This is a genomic window from Flavobacterium aquidurense (assembly GCF_001404985.1).
GTDB lineage: Bacteria > Bacteroidota > Bacteroidia > Flavobacteriales > Flavobacteriaceae > Flavobacterium > Flavobacterium aquidurense_B.
Genome location: NZ_JRLF01000015.1, coordinates 18,231 through 36,364 on the forward strand (window position 1 = coordinate 18,231; position 18,134 = coordinate 36,364).

Annotated in this window: 11 protein-coding genes; 10 read left to right on the plus strand and 1 reads right to left on the minus strand. The window is 34.9% G+C overall.

What is annotated here, in order from left to right:
- The first annotated feature begins 10 nt into the window (after positions 1-10).
- Genes RC62_RS18570 through RC62_RS18580 form a run of 3 tightly spaced genes read left to right on the plus strand, consistent with a single transcriptional unit; the run spans position 11 to position 5,107 of the window.
- Positions 11-2,305 (plus strand): TonB-dependent siderophore receptor, encoded by a 2,295-nt coding sequence (locus tag RC62_RS18570; protein ID WP_055097800.1) that lies wholly within the window; start codon positions 11-13, stop codon positions 2,303-2,305.
- A 5-nt stretch (positions 2,306-2,310) separates the two neighbouring features.
- Positions 2,311-3,762: an ABC transporter permease gene (locus tag RC62_RS18575; RefSeq protein WP_055097802.1), complete on the plus strand. Its 1,452-nt coding sequence runs from the start codon at positions 2,311-2,313 to the stop codon at positions 3,760-3,762.
- Between the two features lies 1 nt (position 3,763).
- Positions 3,764-5,107 carry a DUF3526 domain-containing protein gene (locus RC62_RS18580; protein ID WP_055097803.1) on the plus strand — a complete coding sequence of 448 codons (1,344 nt, stop codon included), beginning with the start codon at positions 3,764-3,766 and terminating at the stop codon, positions 5,105-5,107.
- 53 nt (positions 5,108-5,160) lie between these two features.
- Here the strand turns inward: RC62_RS18580 and RC62_RS18585 are convergent, their stop codons facing one another.
- Positions 5,161-7,365 (minus strand): alpha-galactosidase, encoded by a 2,205-nt coding sequence (locus RC62_RS18585; protein WP_055097804.1) that lies wholly within the window; start codon positions 7,363-7,365, stop codon positions 5,161-5,163.
- Between the two features lie 284 nt (positions 7,366-7,649).
- Here RC62_RS18585 and RC62_RS18590 point away from each other — a divergent pair, with 284 nt between their 5' ends.
- The 7 genes from RC62_RS18590 to RC62_RS18620 all read left to right on the plus strand — a co-directional run bounded on the left by RC62_RS18590 (position 7,650) and on the right by RC62_RS18620 (position 18,069).
- Complete coding sequence (locus RC62_RS18590; protein ID WP_055097805.1) at positions 7,650-8,249, plus strand: RNA polymerase sigma-70 factor; 600 nt, start codon at positions 7,650-7,652, stop codon at positions 8,247-8,249.
- 67 nt (positions 8,250-8,316) lie between these two features.
- Entirely contained in the window at positions 8,317-9,423 is a 1,107-nt protein-coding gene (locus tag RC62_RS18595; RefSeq protein ID WP_055097806.1) for a FecR family protein, read from the plus strand.
- A gap of 40 nt (positions 9,424-9,463) precedes the next feature.
- Complete coding sequence (locus RC62_RS18600) at positions 9,464-12,787, plus strand: SusC/RagA family TonB-linked outer membrane protein (protein ID WP_245176847.1); 3,324 nt, start codon at positions 9,464-9,466, stop codon at positions 12,785-12,787.
- A 4-nt stretch (positions 12,788-12,791) separates the two neighbouring features.
- On the plus strand, positions 12,792-14,270 hold the full coding sequence (locus RC62_RS18605; RefSeq protein WP_157472579.1) for a RagB/SusD family nutrient uptake outer membrane protein: 1,479 nt from the start codon (positions 12,792-12,794) through the stop codon (positions 14,268-14,270).
- The gene (locus RC62_RS18610) at positions 14,257-15,723 is read left to right on the plus strand and encodes a hypothetical protein (protein WP_157472581.1); all 1,467 of its coding nucleotides are present in this window, start codon (positions 14,257-14,259) and stop codon (positions 15,721-15,723) included. The genes RC62_RS18605 and RC62_RS18610 overlap by 14 nt, the downstream gene beginning before the upstream one ends.
- 244 nt (positions 15,724-15,967) lie before the next feature.
- Entirely contained in the window at positions 15,968-17,110 is a 1,143-nt protein-coding gene (locus RC62_RS18615; protein WP_082421324.1) for a cytochrome-c peroxidase, read from the plus strand.
- A gap of 305 nt (positions 17,111-17,415) precedes the next feature.
- A complete protein-coding gene (locus tag RC62_RS18620; RefSeq protein ID WP_055097810.1) occupies positions 17,416-18,069 on the plus strand; it encodes a VOC family protein in 654 nt (217 codons plus the stop codon).
- The last annotated feature ends 65 nt before the right edge of the window (positions 18,070-18,134 follow it).

Consider the following 18,134-nt stretch of genomic DNA (forward strand, 5'->3'; position numbering starts at 1 on the left):
CATCATAAAAATGAAACATATATATCCCTTTTTATTGCTAATTATTGGCACACAATACTCACAATCTCAAAATGTTGCTAAAAAAGCGACAGACAGTATTGTTTCCGATTCTATAAAAATGGCAGGAAATCAATTGCAAACCGTTGAAATCCTGGGACGTTCATCAAAAAAGTACAATAGTGATTATTCTTTCGCAGCGACAAAAACTGCCGCATTAAATAAGGATATTCCGCAATCTATATCGACAATTACAAAAGAATTAATTGCTGACAAAGGTGCTTTTTATCTTGCTGATGCTGTAAAGATGGCAAGCGGCGTGATTCCGGCAAGTTATTACAATCAATATACAATTCGCGGAATTAGTCAAAATGAAGAAGGCCAGATCATCAACGGAATGCGAACCCGTCAATATTATTTTTTACAGCCTTTAACGAATAATATCGAACGTGTTGAAGTCATCAAAGGTCCATCGAGCGCCACATTCTCCTCTGTAGATCCCGGCGGAAGCATCAATCTGGTGACTAAAAAACCTTTAGCCATTGATCGAAAAGAAGTAAGTCTGAGTGTAGGGAGTTTTAGCACTTTTCGCGGAAGCTTAGATTTTACAGGGCCTCTAAACGAATCAAAAACTCTTTTATATCGTGTAAACGGAGCATATCAGGAAGCAAAATCATTTCGTGATTTAGTGAGTAACAAGTCGTTTTTAATTTCTCCTTCTTTTAGTTATATCCCAAATGAAAAAACGGCTATAAATACTGAATTGATTTTAAGCGACATGACCGGAATTCTTGATAGAGGTCAGCCAATATTTGGCGCTGTTGCAGGAGTTACCAGTTTAAACAAAACACCAATCAGTTTAAATCTGGGTGCGCCAAGTGATTTCTTTAAATCAAAGGAAATGATTTTTACGACCAGTTTTGCACATAAATTCAGCTCTAAAATTGGTTTTAATGCCCAATACATGAAACAATCCTGGACAGAAAATCTGCAGGAACACAGAACCACAAATGGTTTTGCAGTTGATATGAACAATCAGCCTGTAACGAGTCTGGCAATGATGCAATTTGTTCAGCGTCAGCAATATTGGGACGTTGATAATCTGAGTACTTATTTTAATTTCGATTTAAAAACCGGAAAGCTTAAACATAAATTATTGGCGGGATACGATTTAAGTTCGTGGAACAAAACCAAAGGCGGCGGACAAAATGCAGCAAGAGGTTATGTATTAAAAGACGGAACGGTGGCCAGTACTTTTGTTCCTGCAAATGCTGCCAATTATCAAACCACAACAATTGACGGAGTCGTTTTACCAAAACCCAATGTCAATTATTTCAATCTGAATAATCCAGCCTATACGATTACAAGTGCAGATGATTATACTTTGAATGTTAGAACGGCGCTGCCATCAGCATTAACGACTACAAATGCAATTTATATTCAGGATCAGATTGCCTGGGAAAAATTTACTTTTTTACTGGGTTTGAGACAAGAATGGTTTGAAGACATTACCAATTATAAATCGAAAAATGAATTAACGGTCAAAAAATCGGCTTTGTTGCCTCGTGTTGGAGTGACTTATGCCATTAACAATCAAATTAATGTTTACACCACTTATCTGGAGGGATATCAGCCACAATCGAATACGGTGACTTTAATGCCTCAAACCGGATCTTTACCGGCCGGAAGTTTATTTGATCCGCTTGAAAGCAATTTGAAAGAAGCAGGTGTAAAAGCGACTTTCTTTAATAATTCGATGAGTTTTAATGCTGCCGTTTACGAGATCAATCAGCGTAATATTTTGATGAATGCCAATGATCCTGCAAATCCTGATTTACTCGTAACCAGAGGAGCTGAAAGAAGCCGTGGTTTCGAATGCGATTTAGCAGGTTATATCACACCCGATTGGCAAATAAATGCTTCTTACAGTTATATCGATGCCCAAATTACAAACGATCGCGATGCATCATTAATTGGTGCCAGAAAGCAAAACACGCCAAAAAACAGCGCCAACTTATGGACACGTTACAATTTTAGCTCAGATTCAGCCTTAAAGGATTTGGGAGTTGGTTTAGGAATGCAATATCAAAGCAGCAAAGTGCCTTGGTTTACCAGAGATTTTACACTTCCGGATTTTACCGTTTTTGATGCGGCTGTTTATTATAAACCCAACAAAAGTAATATGCAGATTGCCCTGAATGCGGGTAATTTATTCAATAAAACGTATTGGTTAGGTGCGCAGAATTATCTGAGACTATTTCCCGGGGCTCCCCGAAATTTCAGCCTTACTGTAACTTATAAATTTTAATTGGTATGAAACCACTACACATAGAAATTCTAATCGCCAAACATTTAAGGAACTCCGTTTTTAAGAATTCGGCTGTTTTTATCATCACCCTTTTTATAGGGATTATTTTGCTTTATGCTGCTTTTTCAGGTTGGGAAAATTATACCAGTCAAAACGAAACCAGCGAAAAATACCAACATGAATCACGTGAAGACTGGTTAAAAAATCCGGACAAAAATCCACACCGAATGGCGCATTACGGAAATTTTGCTTTTAGAAAAAGTACGCCTCTCAGTGTTTTTGAATTTGGAATGGAACCGTTTTTCGGGAATGCTATTTTCCTTGAAGCACACAAACAAAATACTGCCAATTTCTCTGAAGCCGGATTTTCGAATAGTATGCTCCGTTTTGGAGAAATCAGTATCGCGATGGTTTTGCAAATTTTACTGCCTTTATTGATCTTTTTCTTAGGATTTAATGCAATCGCATCCGAAAGAGAAGACGGAACTTTAAAATTACTTTTAAGTCAGGGAATTAGCTGGAAACAACTATTAAGAGGCAAAATACTAGGAATTGCGAGCGTTATTATGCTGCTGTTTATTCCAACAATCATTGTGTTGATTTTTATCTGGTTATTACTTCAGGATTTCGCGATTTCGACTGACGAAACGATCAAAATGCTGTTGTTTATTGGGTTTCATTTTATTTACCTGATTTTCTTTTGTGTCCTGGCGGTTTTGGTTTCAGCATCAAGCAAAACATCAAAAAAAGCTTTGATTTCATTGATTGGAATTTGGCTGGTTTTTACCATTATTTTACCAAGAACCACTCAGGCAATTGGAGCTTATATCTATGAAGCGCCATCAAAAATTCAGTTTCAGAGTGATATAGAAAAGGATATTCTCAAGCAGGGAGACAGCCATAATCCGAATGATTTGCATTATAAAGCCATCAAAGATTCTCTTTTGAGGGTTTACAAAGTCGATTCGGTACAAAAACTTCCTTTTAATTATTCTGGATTTATTATGACCGAAGGCGAGAAAATAAGTTCTAAAATTTACAATGAGCATTTAGCAGGTTTACTTCAGGTTTACGAAAAGCAAAATAGTTTCTCTAAGACCGTTTCTTTTATAAATCCTTATATCGCCATGAAAAATTTATCGATGGGATTATCGAATACAGATTATGATTCGTATATCGACTTCCAGAAACAGGCTGAAGAATACCGTTATAACATGGCGCAGAAAATGAATGCGTTGCAGGTAAAATACATTAGCAATAAAAAACCCGGACCAAATGAAAAACCGCTCACGATTAATAAAGAACACTGGGCTGATATAACTGAGTTTCACTATGAGCCAAAAGGGATTTGGGATGTTTTAAAATCCGAAATTGTTTCTGTTCTTTCTATCATTCTCTGGATTATTATGCTGTTTATTTTGATTCGCATTGCAGCTAAAAACCTTAAAGCCATTTAATATGTTAGCATTACTTTTTAAAAATTTCATACGCTCCAAAGGAACCAAAATTGGACTGATTTTCCTTTTGGTTATCTGTTTTATAAGTCTTTTGACTGGACAGCAATTTCAGCAAAAACAACAAAATAATATTCGAGAAGCAGCAATGTATCAAAAAGAGCATATTGCCAGAAATGCTGCTTTTCATAAAGATGAAATGGGGCTTCTGCTCTACTACATCAAGTTTTCATTAGTAAACAAAACATTGCCTGTTAATAGTCTGGCGATTGGTCAAAGAGATGTAAATCCATCGATACAAAGTGTTACGATTCGTGGGCTGGAAGGTCAGAAATATGATGCGGAACTTAACAACCCGAATAATCTGTTATCCGGAAATATCGATTTTAGTTTTGTGCTTATTTATCTTTTTCCGCTTTTAATTATTGCATTTTCGTACAATCTGGTTTCGGAAGAAAAAGAAAGCGGCACCTGGAAAATTGTCGCAACTCAAAGTGATAACACTTTTTTATACATTTTGAATTTATTCTATATCCGAATTTTAATGCTGATTGCGGTACTAACAATCGTGCTTTTTATTGCTGTATTGTTCCTGAATATCCCATTTGATAAATCTCTTTTTACCTTTTACGGACTGGGAATTTTATATATTCTCTTTTGGTTTGCCGTAAGTTTTTTTATTGTTTCCTTACAGAGAAATTCAAACTTCAATGCTGTTATTTTATTGACAATCTGGTTGTTTTTTATTATCATTTTGCCGGCAATAATCAATACATACATTGTTAACAAATATCCAATACCAGAAGCGTTGGAACTTACTGTAAAACAACGAAATGCCTATCATGAAAAATGGGATATGGATAAAAAATTTACGATGGATAAATTCTATCAGCATTATCCTCAGTTTGCACATTATCCGCTGCCAAATACTGAATTCAGCTGGCTTTGGTATTATGCCATGCAACAAGCGGGCGACGATGACTCAGCAAAACAATCACAGGAATTAGAAAATAAATTGCAGCAACGAAACAAGGCCAGTCAGCTTATTGCGCAATTCATTCCTACATTGCATACGCAGATTCAGCTTAATGAAATTGCACAATCTGATTTGGGAAACCAGCTTTTATTTTTGAAAGCAACAAAGCAATTCCATGAAAAAATGAGATTGTATTTCTATCCAAAAATCTTTGATAATGCCGCAGTTAATAAAGAAAACTGGTCAAAATTTGTCGAAACATTCAATGATCCTTCAGAAATAAGTTTTGCAAAAGCATTTTTGCCATTACTGCTTTTCAATTTGTTATTGATAGGTTTTGGATGGAGGAATTTTAACCGTAAAGGTTTTTAAATTTAAATTATGAGAGAGCCCTGACAGGTTTTAGGAACCTGTCAGGACTTTATTTAAGCTTTTGTAATCTTTAATACAACGCTTGTATTCGAAGCATTTACATTTGGATTAATACCAACCTGCATTAAAAAATCACCCGAATAAACAGCCGTTTCTACTGCTGTTTTTTTGTCCGGATACACATTTATTTCTTCTACTTTATAATTTTGTGCGGCCTGTAATCCTTTTAATTTTACAGGAAGATGTGTTCCTGCATCATAACGGGAATTAACTGCATAATTAAACACAACGGCTTCGTTATCATTTTTATTCACAAACATTACAGCTGCAGCATCATTATCCCACGGGTTCTGCAAACGGTATTGGTCTCCTTGCCAAATAGTATTGCTCAATACACCATAATTTTTTATGGCCTGCTGACAAAAAGCCAAATCTTTTTCGTTTAAATCCTTAACGACAATATCAAAACCAAGTCTGCCCATCATGGCAACATCTGTACGGAATTTTATGGGCTGTTTTCCCCAATCTGTTACGTGTGCGGCAAGAGTCAACGCAGGATAAAAATACGAGTATTCCCATTGTATAAAAATACGTTCTAAAGGATCTGTATTATCACTTGGCCAGAACTCAGTAAAGTATTTTAAAGCGGCATAATCTACTCTGCCGCCCCCACCGGAACAAAGCATCATAGGTACTTTTGGATATTTTATACGAATACGTTCTAAAACTTTATAAAGTCCGTTGACATAATCAGTATAAAAATTAGCTTGTTTGTCTTTCAAATTACTTGAATATGCATTGTAGATCACAGCATTGCAATCCCATTTGATATATGCCAATTCCGGATTTTCAGTAAAAAGATGGTCTACAACACCATAAACAAAATCCTGAACTTTTGGGTTCGATAAGTCCAGAACCAATTGATTACGGAAATAATGCTCAGCTCTTCCGGGTTGTTTGATGATCCATTCCGGATGTTTTTTATACAAATCACTCGCCGGATTGACCATTTCAGGTTCGATCCATATTCCAAATTTCACCTGATTCTCTTTTGCTGTTTTAACCAAAGTTCCAATTCCGTTTGGCAATTTCTTTTTGTTGACTTCCCAATCCCCTAAAGCTGCTGCATCATTATTACGCGGATAATTATTACCAAACCATCCGTCATCCAGCAAAAACATATCTACGCCCAATTTCTTACTATCGCCAATAAGTACTTTGAGTTTCTCTTCATCAAAAGTAAAATAGGTAGCTTCCCAATTGTTCAGTAAGGTTAAACGGCTTCCTTTACCGTCTAATATTTTATAACTTCTGGACCAATCATGCAAATTACGGCTTGCGCTTCCTTTTCCTTTAGCCGATAATGTGTACCAAAATTTTGGCGTTGTAAATACTTCATTTTTAGCCAGTGTATAAGCTGCTGCCGCATTATTGATTCCTGAAATAACCCGCAGGTTGTTTAACGGGTCCAGTTCAAGATCAGTTCTAAAATTCCCTGACCATTCCAGACCGGCAAACAACACTTTTCCTTCTTCTTCTGTCGCCGGTTTGTCCAGGGAAACCATAAATACTGATGGTTGAAACAGGTTTGCACGTGTTCCCAGTTTCGAGTCCAAAACTTTTATACCGTGAGTCAGTTTCGTTTCTTCCGGCTGCATTTCTTTTGCCCATTCTCCGTGATACTGGTTGAGCCAGAAATTGCTGTATCCTTTTAAATATAAATTGGCCGAAGCATATTTGTTTAATGTAATATTTGCTTTTTCATTGTGTTTAATCGTTGTCCATTGTTCGATAACATCCGTATCGTAATACGCCAGAATAAACAAATGAACTTCAACAGGATAAACATTGTCCTTCAGTATAATTTCTGTCTGGGAAACTCCTGTACTTATCGTAGTCGTTTTATGATCCAGATATAACAAATCCAGCGAAGTATTCCCGTCAGCATGCGTTATTGCAATGGCAGGTTCCAACAGGTTTTTTGAACCGGACGGTGTATAAGCTGAGTTGTAAATTCCGGTATAATCTGTTCCCTGGCGAAACTGACTTTCCATTTTTACGTATTCAAAATCATTTGCTAATTTCTCACCAAAATAAATTGTATTCACTTCTTTTCCCGGATTTACCTGCAAAACAAGCGCATTGCTTTTTGTATTTACTGCGATAATCTGTTGTGCCAAAACAGGATTGCAATAACCCGCCAGAATAAAAAATGCAATCTTAAAAGATTGCGTTAAAGTGATACTGTATTTTTTCATTTCTTATTATTTTATTTTTAAATGCATTCAAATTAAGGTTATTTCGCTTAATTTAAGTTTACAATATAGTGCAATGACATAAAAATCAAGTTTAAATTTAATGATATAACAAATCGAATTTAAAAATTTTACACTTATTCTGAATAATATTTTTCCAAATGACCTTTATTTGAATTTTATTTAGAATTAATATAAATAAACTTTTATATTTGCCGCTTTCAAAGCAAAAAAAGGCATTTTTTAATATTGTACTTATCTTGCTCCCACAAAAGTGATTCTTTATAATGAATGATAATACCAGTTTCGAATTAAATCTTTTTGAATCTTTCAAAGAAGGAGACGAAGCTGCTTTTACTTATTTCTACGACAAATACTTTCGCAGAATCACTGCTTTCAGCATTCAGTTTATTTATGATAAAGAAGAAGCCGAAAATCTTGCACAAGAAGCCTTTTTATACTTATGGCAGGCCAGAGAAAATGTGGAATCCATAAACGGAATACAATCTTTTTTGTATACGTATGCTAAATCAAAATGCCTTAATATGATACGGCACAATAAAGTGAAGGATAAATTCAAGAACGATATTTTAAATCAAAAAGAAAGAGAACTGGATATTGAAATCCTGAACTCAGTACAATTTGATACTTTAGAATTAACAGAATTAGAACGTTTAATTCACGAATCAATAAGCGATCTTCCGCCTAAAACCCGTGAAGTTTTTATAAAAAAACGTTTTGAAAATAAAAAAAATGCAGAAATCGCTGAGGAAATGCAAGTAACGTTAAAAGCTGTAGAAGCCCATATGACAAAGGCTTTGAAGATTTTAAAAACGAAATTATCCGATTATTTGTTTCTGATTTTTATTCTTATTTGTAATAATTAAAAATAAAAGGTAGGGTATTTTATTTCTGAAGTGTACTTACTAAAACGAGAAGTTTAAAAACTCAAAGATGACATCAGAAATAATTTATAAATACCTTTCTAATGAAGCTTCAGAACAAGAAGTTCAAACCCTTTTTGAATGGATTGATGCTTCTGAAGAAAATAAAAAACACTTTATCGCTTTAAAAAAAACCTGGGCTTTAGCGGCACTTTCTGAAGATGTTTCGAAAGAATTAACTCCGGTAATTTCAATTAAGCCAAAAAAGAAATCAGTTCAGTATCTAAAATATGCTGCTGTATTTTTAGTTTTATTTGGGTTAGGAAAATTAGCTTTGGACTTTAGTCAAAAAACAAAATCAGCCTCAAAAGAAATTGTGCTCGAATGGGCTGATGGACGTTCAGAATATATTACCAAAGACAATCAAACGAAATTAGTAAACGACAAAGGCGATTTGATTGCAAAGAAATTTACAAACCACATTATTTATTTTGGGAAAGTAAAGAATCAGGAAGTGGTTTACAATACGCTTAAAGTTCCTTACGGGAAAAAATTCAAACTCACACTTTCTGATGGAACTGTTGTAAGTGTAAATTCAGGGACAACTTTGCGTTATCCGGAGCAGTTTGGCATCAACGGAAAAAGAAATGTTTACCTGAACGGAGAAGCTTTTTTTGATGTCGCCAAAGACAAAAAACACCCGTTTATTGTCAACGCCAATAAGGTTGATATTGAAGTTCTGGGTACAAAATTCAACATTAGTGCTTATCCTGAAAATCCAAGTGTAAACAGTACTTTGGTCGAAGGAAGTATCAAAATGTATGAAGTCGAAAACAAACTAAATACAGTTTTGCTTGCGCCAAACCAAATGGCAACCTGGAATAATAATTCTAAAAAAATTACAACAAAAGCGGTTGATCCTACTTTTTATTCGGCATGGACAAAAGGCGAACTTGCTTTTAAGGATACCCCATTTTCAACAATCGCTAAAATAATTCAACGTACTTACGACGTCGAAATTATAAATGAAAATACTGTTTTGGCCAAGCAGAATTTTACTGGCAGCATTAAAATTAGTGAATCCAGTGTCGAAAACATTTTAGAACTTCTAAAACGTGACACGCCGTTTAAGTATTCGATTAAAGAAAATACGATTACCATTACCAATCTTCCATAACTAAATAAACATGACTTTTACGATACCCAATTTAAGGAAAATGCTATTTTTCCTAGCCCTGATCATATCCTGTTTTAAAGGTTTTTCTCAGAATAAAGGCATAACATTACAAGTAAAAAACAAACCTATCAGTTTGATTATTAAATCGATTGAAGAACAAACTGATTTTAGGATTATTTATAATGCAAGAAAAATTGATGCTGATCAGCTGGCAGATATTAATGTTCAAAATGCATCTTTAGAAGCCGTTTTGACGCAATTATTTGAAGGGAAAAATATTTCGTTTTATATCCAGAAAAAGCAGGTTTTATTAACGAACTCTGCTCCTGCTTCAACTTCTATTTCTTCTGATGAAAAAGAAAGGTTTATTACCGGAACGGTTTATAATGTCAAAGACAAACAGCCGCTTCCAGGAGCAACAATTCGCATAAAAGGAACCGGAATGGGTGCTATAACTGATTTTAACGGAAAATTTGTGTATCAGTTAAAAGGAAACAACATCAACAATATGGTGCTTGAAGCGGGTTTTTTAGGAATGATATCCCAAACTGTAAAAGCAGATAATAAAAAAGAGTTTTCATTTTATCTGGAAGAATTCACAGACGAATTGAATCAGGTGGTTATTACTTCATCTTACGGAACCACAAAATTAAAAGAGGAAATTGTTGGAAGTATTTCAAGCATAAATGCAAAAGATATTCCGGTTCAGCAAGCATCTGAAAGTATTGATAAAATGCTTGAAGGACAAGTTGCGGGTGTCTTAATCGAAAATACATCCGGAGTTGGCGGACCTGTAAAAATTAACATTCGCGGTCAAGGTACTTTAAAGTCCTTATCAGGTTCTATTTTAGGTACTTCGACACAGCCATTGATTATTGTTGATGGTGTAATCATGAGCGAACAAAGTGGTATTGACAGTCAATATTTTGATGGAGGAAGATTAGCCGAAGGATTATCAAATCCATTAGCGATGATTTCTACTGATAATATTGAGGATTTTACAGTTCTTAAAGATGCTGCGGCTGTTGGTATTTATGGTGCTGATGGTGCAAATGGTGTAATTTTAATTACTACCAAAAAAGGAAAAGTTGGAAAAGCCAAGTTTGGATTTTCAAATCAATTGGGAGTTTCATCTGCAATTAATCAGATTAAATACTTAAACGGAAATCAGTATACAGAACTAAGAAACGATTATCTAAAAAATACTTCTCCGGGAAGTGCGCTTCTTCCCTACAACGGCGTGGATACAAACTGGTTTGATTTATTAAATAAAACAGGAATTTATAATAAATATAATTTTAGCGTTTCAGGAGCTAATTCAAAGTTTTCATACCGAACAAATTTAACGTATTTAAATATTGACGAACCTCAATTGGGCAATACAACAAAACAGCTTAACGGGGGAATTAATTTGGGATACAGACATTCAAAATGGAATGTGAATCTATCTTTAAATCCAAGTTTTATTAAAAAAGATGCACCAAATGTTTTTTATGATTTCGCTTATCTCCCTACCATTTCACCGTATAATGCTGATGGAAGTTATTCTAAATTAGGAGTTTCGGGCGGAAACACCGGAGGAAATCCATTTGCTGCGATTGAGCAAAACAGAAATCAAACGGAGACTTTTGGAATTTTAGGAAGTCTTAATTTAGGGTATGAATTGAATAAAAACATAAAATTTGCCACCTTATTTGGTATTGATTATGTCGATAAAGAGCAGGATCGTTATTTTTCAGGTGAAAATGAAAGCGGACAAAATAACAGCACATTTGTTTTAGGTGGAGAAACATATCCTAACTGGGGAAGAAGGCTTTTTAATAACCGAAATTCAACAAAATGGAACTGGCAGGGACAAATGTTGTTTGAAAAAGAAATCAATAAAAACAACAAAATTGATGGTGTAATAGGATTTGAACTTGGCGAAGAAAAGATAAATTTTGATTACGCTTCAGCATCCGGTTTTGTGAACCCAAATGTACTTAACAATATCGCAGATGCTCTGCAGGATGATAATACTGCAACTCCTAACGTAGATGAATCAAAAGCAAGACAAGTTAGAGGTAATGAAATAAGTTATAATTCGAGAGTTTCGGCATTTGCCCAGGTAAATTATAATTACAAAAAGAAATATTATGCTTTGGCAAACATCAGGCGTGACGAAAGTTCTGTTTTTGGTGATGATACAAATGTTGCCTTAAACAGCGGTGCAGGCTTAGCATGGATTATGAGCAACGAAGATTTTCTGCAATCAAGTTCATGGGTAGATTTCCTGAAATTAAAAATTAGTTATGGTTCAACCGGGAACTCCAGAATTGGTTCATACCGCTCAAAAGGACTTTATACTGTTGTTCAAAACGGTTATAATGGCGATTTAAGCGCTGGTTCAAGTGTGTCTCCTAACGGAAATTTAAGCTGGGAGAAAAACTTAAAATTCAATACCGGATTTGAGTTCAATGTTTTCAATACTGTAGAACTTTCGCTTGAATATTATTATGACAATTTATCTGATTTAATTACATCACGCGATATTCCAACAGAAACCGGATACAGTACCGTACAGTTAAATGCATCTGATATGTACAATAAAGGTTTTGAATTGACAACCCGATTTAAATGGTTTCAAAAAGAAAATTTTAAATGGAGTACGACTTTTAATATCTCTACCGTAGAAAACAAAGTGACCAATTTGGTTGGTTTAGGAAGCGATTATTCTTTGGCAAATATTGCGCTGGCACAAAAAACAGGATACAGCACATCGACAATTTGGGGCGTAAACTGGATAGGTGTTGATCCTGCTACAGGCCGTGACTTAATTAGAAAAAACGGTCAGGTTTATGATGCGGCAACTTATAACAGATTGTTTACCAATGCAGATTGGGAACCAATTGGGGATACGCAGCCAAAAGCTTTTGGTGGTTTTGGTAACAGAATTTCATTTAGGGACATCACTTTAACAGTAAATGGTGCTTTTCAATTGGGCGGTGATAAATTAATCTCTGATGAAATTATTTCTAAATACAGCATTACTTCCAATAGAAATATGTCTGTAAATGCATACGATTACTGGAGAAATCAGGGAGATATTGTCTCACAGCCTGCCCCAAGCAATAATACACTGCTTTCTAATATGAGCAAATATGTATATGATGCTACTTATGTCAAAATCAGTAATATTAACTTAAGCTATAATGTTCCTGTAAAAAATACTTTTCTTGATACATTGACCATTTTTGCAGATGTCTCGAATGTATTGTATTGGTACAAAGAAAAAAGTCCTTCAGGAATGAATGGCATCAGAGAATTCAGTTACAATTATCCACAAGCCAGAACCATTTCATGTGGCATTAATACTAAATTTTAAAATAATGAAATACTTTAAAAATATAAATGCGGTTAAACTTCCAGCTTTTTTTGTTCTGGTATTTTTATTGCACGGCTGCAGTGACTTCTTAGAACAGGAACCCGGAACACAAATTTCGATTACAGAACAATTAAAAACAAAAGAAGGTGTTCTGCAAGCGGTAAACGGAATGTACAGATCACTTGAATCTACTTTGCGCGGCGGGAATTTCGCAGTATATGCTGATCTTCAGGGCGGGAATCTAAAATTTACGCCTTCGCGAAGTGAAAGTTCAAAAGGGCAAGTTAGCATTCTCGAAGGCGTATCAAACCTATATTCGTTTGATGATCAGCCAAACAATTCTAATCTTGCTTCTTTTTACAACAATAGTTACACCGTTATCAATCAGTCAAATTTAATATTAGAATTTACAGATGCACTGACAGATGCTACCGAAGCAGAAAAAAATCAAATAAAAGCCGAAGCTTTGACAGTTAGGGCTTATGCACACTTTTTATTAAGCGAAGTATACAGCCAAAATTATGGTTATACAGAAAATGCGTCACATTTGGGCATTATTTATACCAAAGCTTCTATAAACAAAGGCCTTGTATATCCTGCAAGAGAAACTGTGGCTAATACTTATGCTTTTATTATCGACGATATCAATACGGCTTTAAATCTTTATTCTGATGCAAAAATTTTGAGCGGCCCTGTTTATTCTTATTTTAGTAAAACAAGCGCAAAAGCATTACTGGCAAGAGTTTATTTATCTAAAAAAGACTGGAAAAATGCCTATGATACAGCAAATGATGTCATTACAAATTCAGGCGTAAACCTGGTAAGTTCTGCTGCTTATATTTCGCAATGGGCAGAGCCAGATCTTCCAATTTCAGAAATCCTTCTCGAATTCACGATACCCAGAACTAACGAAGGTGGAGCCAGCGGTTCGCTATCTGCATTTTACGGATATACTTCTTCAACAGTTTATGGTAATTATGCGGCTTCGCAGGATTTAATAGATTTATACGAAGCCTCAGATATTAGAAAGCAATTATTTCTGGTAGTGCCAATTTCGACAATCGTTAGTCTCCAGCCTGTAAATTTAAATTATTATTTTACTAAAAAGTTTCAGGGAAATCCCGGTTATGCTGCTTTTAGATTAAGTGAACAATATTTAATACGTGCGGAGGCTGCTTTTGAACTTAACAATACAGATCAGGCAAAAAGTGACATTAATACCATCAGAAACCGATCAAATGCTAGTGCTGTAAAAGATTCTGAAAATCTAAAAGACGCTATATTCCTGGAAAGAAGAAAAGAACTTTGCTTTGAAGGACAGTTACTTTTTGACATAGGCCGAAACAAAAAAGACATTTCAAGAAATGATGGTTGTATTGCCCTAAGCTGTGGTCTTACCTATCCGTCGCCAAAATTTGTATTGCCAATACCAAGAAGTAATATTAACCTTAACCCAAACCTGAAACAAAATGAATCGTATTAAAATCATATTCCTATTTAGTATTGTTATAGCACTTGCATCTTGTTCTAAGGATGATTACAGGCTAGATGCGCAAAACATAGATCCTTTTGTAAGGTTTAACTTTTTGACAAGCGGTGCCGGAGTTCCGTTAGAATATCCTGCTGTAAGCACCACAATTCAGCCTGCTGCCAGTTACGAAAATAAATCAGTCAAAATACTTAAAGTTCCTGTTACGCTGACCTCAACAACCTTAAAAACTCCTGTTACAGTAAATTTTAGCGCATTTACTTCCGGAAATCCGGACACTTTTACGCTGGAACCTGCCAGCGAATTAGTATTTCAGGGCAATAAATTAACCGATACCATTTATTTATCTTTTGATAAAAGATGGGCAAACAAACAAACTATTACCTTAAAATTAGAGCGTGCATCTGATGAAAATATTCACGTAGGAAACTTAAATACCTATGCCGCAAATGACATTTTTACAATTAATTTACAAGATATAAGCACCACTTATACTTTTCCGGTAAAAGACTTTATTGTAAAAGGAGAAATTGGCGAAACAATCGATTTTAAAGTTAATTTCCCTAACGGATTTTTCCCTTCGGAAATAGAAAACGCTTCTATTTTTAAATTCCAAAATGGTTTTGAATATTCTTTAACGCATGATGATTATGGCGATAACAGAAGTTCAATAACGTATCATCTAAAACTTTTGGAAGATATTCAGAATGATGATGCACGTTATGAGACAAAAATTAATTTAATCAATATTCCAAATTACACTGCTACCGGAAATGTAGGTATAACAGTCGTAAAACCTATAAAATCACCGCGAGATATTCAGGCAAATCCGGCTTCGAAATTCTCTGATCCTGCCAATGCATTTTACCTGACTTATGGCGAACATTGGTTTAACAACAATGGCACTTGCTCCTGGCAGACTTTTAATGCTTTGACATTTCCGGTTGTCGTAACAAAAGACAACGAAAATGCGATATTATATAGTGATAAAGGAACAGCAAACCCAAATGATGATGTATATCATGATGCCTTCAAAATTGGTTTTAATGTTGCCACCGGAACCAATACAGTCAATTCTTTTGGTTTAAAAAGGTGGTTTTCTAACGAAAATAACTCCGCAGCCGTTTCTCCCGGATTTAATATTACCTCAGCATTAGAATTTTTTCCGGCAAACGGAAACAGCAAAACACAGGGAACCGTATTAGTGATTCCGCAAGATATCACCATTGGATCCAGTGCTACAAATACTCATGTAATTGCGATTTCAGGCGACGGAACATATAAGGAAATCAGCGCGGGTTTATATGAGATTTCATTCGAATTGAAACTAACCAACGATAAACTTTTTGGAGGAACCGTTTCAACACAGTACAGAATGTATAACAACAGGGTTTATCCAAAACCTGCTGCATTAAATATTCCTTGTCCTAAAGAAGTTACGCTTTAGTTTTTAGTTGACAGTCGCAGTTGACAGTCGCAGTTGACAGTCGCAGTTGACAGTCGCAGTTGACAGTCGCAGTAACTTTGTCAAAGTTTTAAACTTTGACAAAGTTCTCGAAAACCGAAGACCTAACCTAAAACTGAAAACTGAAAACTGAGACTGAGACTGAGACTGAAACCTGAAAACTGAGACTGAAAACTGAAACCTGAGACCTAAAACCTAAAACAAGTCAAAATCAAAAACAACAAAATTGAAAAAACTAATCTTCCCTATTCTTCTTCTGTTGAGTTTAACAGCCTATAAAAGCGTTGAACAGCCGGATTATATTGATGTACAGGAATTACGAAAATTATATTCCGGCGGAGATCTTGCAAAATGGCCAGAGGCAGAATTACATAAAAATATCGATAAAACTAAATTTCAGGATATTGGTGTACTTCCTGCTGTTCCCTACCCGGATTATAATCCGTATTCTAAGGAAAAAGAAAGTCTGGGCAAGATATTGTTTTTTGATCCAAGGCTGTCTACAAGCGGACAAATTGCATGCGCTTCGTGCCATAATCCTGAATTGGGATGGACAGATAATTTAACGCGCTCTTTTGGTCACGACCGTCAAACCGGGAAACGAAACTCCATGACGATTTTAAACTCGGCGTATGCTACTTCATTATTTTGGGATGGCCGTGCTTCAAGTCTGGAAGATCAGGCACAATTCCCGATTGGAGATCCGCTTGAAATGAACGAAAAACTGACGATTGCCGTTGATAAAATCGCCAAAATTAAAGGCTATAATGAGTTGTTTACAGCAGCATTTGGGGATAAAAAAGTGAATCTGCAAAGAATTCAATATGCGATTGCTACTTTCGAAAGATCTATAAATAGTCCGAAAAGTAAATTTGACAACTTCATTAGCGGTAAATCTGAGGCATATACAGATCAACAAGTAAAAGGGTTGCATTTGTTCAGAACCAAAGCCCAATGCATCAATTGCCACAATACGCCTTATTTCAGCGACAATCAGTTTCATAATGACGGACAAACTTTATTTGGAACAAAAAATGAAGATTTCGGACGTTATAATGTCACGAAAGATGTAAAAGATATTGGCAAATTCAGAACGCCAACACTTCGTGAAGTTGCCAACACAAAACCCTGGATGCATCACGGACATTTTCCTTCTTTACTGGATGTTGTTGAATTGTACAATTTAGGAAACCCATCGCCTGTTCAGAAAAAATATTTGGGAACTGCAAGAGATTCCCTAATTCCGAAAGTAGATCCAATGCTTAAAAAACTAGATTTAAACAAAGAGGAAATTAGTGATTTATTGGCTTTTATAGAAACACTAAGTACGCCAACACGAAGAATTATGACGCCTACAATGCCGAAATAATCACCATATATAAAACTGATTTGAAATTGCCCCAAAAATTTCAGATCTGTAAGGCCCGATTCTTCATGAAACGGGCTTTTTTATTTTAAAAACATAGAAATGATGTATAAAATTACCTTAATTGTAGTTTCAAATTCATCTTTATATGCGTTTAAAAAAATGTGTATTAGTAAAGAACTCCTCATCGTAATTAACTATTGTTTCATTGAAGTTTAAAATGACTAATGCATCATACTACAATTATCATTTTTTAAATTTGTTAGAAACATAAAGAAGCTCTTTCTTCTTTTATAAAAAATACCATTATGAAGTTATCACACATCCAGATTCAGACTAATAATATTCAGGAAACTACAGCATTTTATAAAAACATTTTAGAACTACCAATTATAGAAAAAACAGCAGAATCAGTTACTATCCAGGCTGGAAATTCTAATTTAAAATTCGTAGAAAAACCTCAATTTAACTCTATTTATCACTTTGCATTTAATATTCCGGAAAACAAACTCGATGAAGCTATTGAATGGTGTAAAAGCAAAGTAGATTTAATTTTTATTGAAGATCAAAAAGTGATTACCAATTTTGAAAACTGGAATGCCAATGCTATTTATTTCTATGATAATAATGGCAATTTGTTAGAATTTATTGCCAGAAATGATCTTGATAATGCACAAACAGAAGCATTTAGTCCTAAAGCTATTTTAAATATAAGTGAAATAGGAATCGTGAATGAAAATCCTTTAGAACTAGGAAAACAATTAATCACCCAACATGGATTAGCATTTTTTTCTAAAAATGCCAATAGTGAATTTTTTGCTGCCGTTGGTGATGACGAAGGTTTATTGATTATGGTGAAACCAAATAGAAACTGGTATCCAACTCAAACACCTTCGGAAAGTAATCCTACTGAAGTTAGTATTGGAAATAACGGAAATTTTATAGAATTATCGTTTTTATAATTCAGGAAATAAAAATTATAACAGGAAGCCTAATTCTAATGAATTGGGCTTTTTTTATGTTTCAT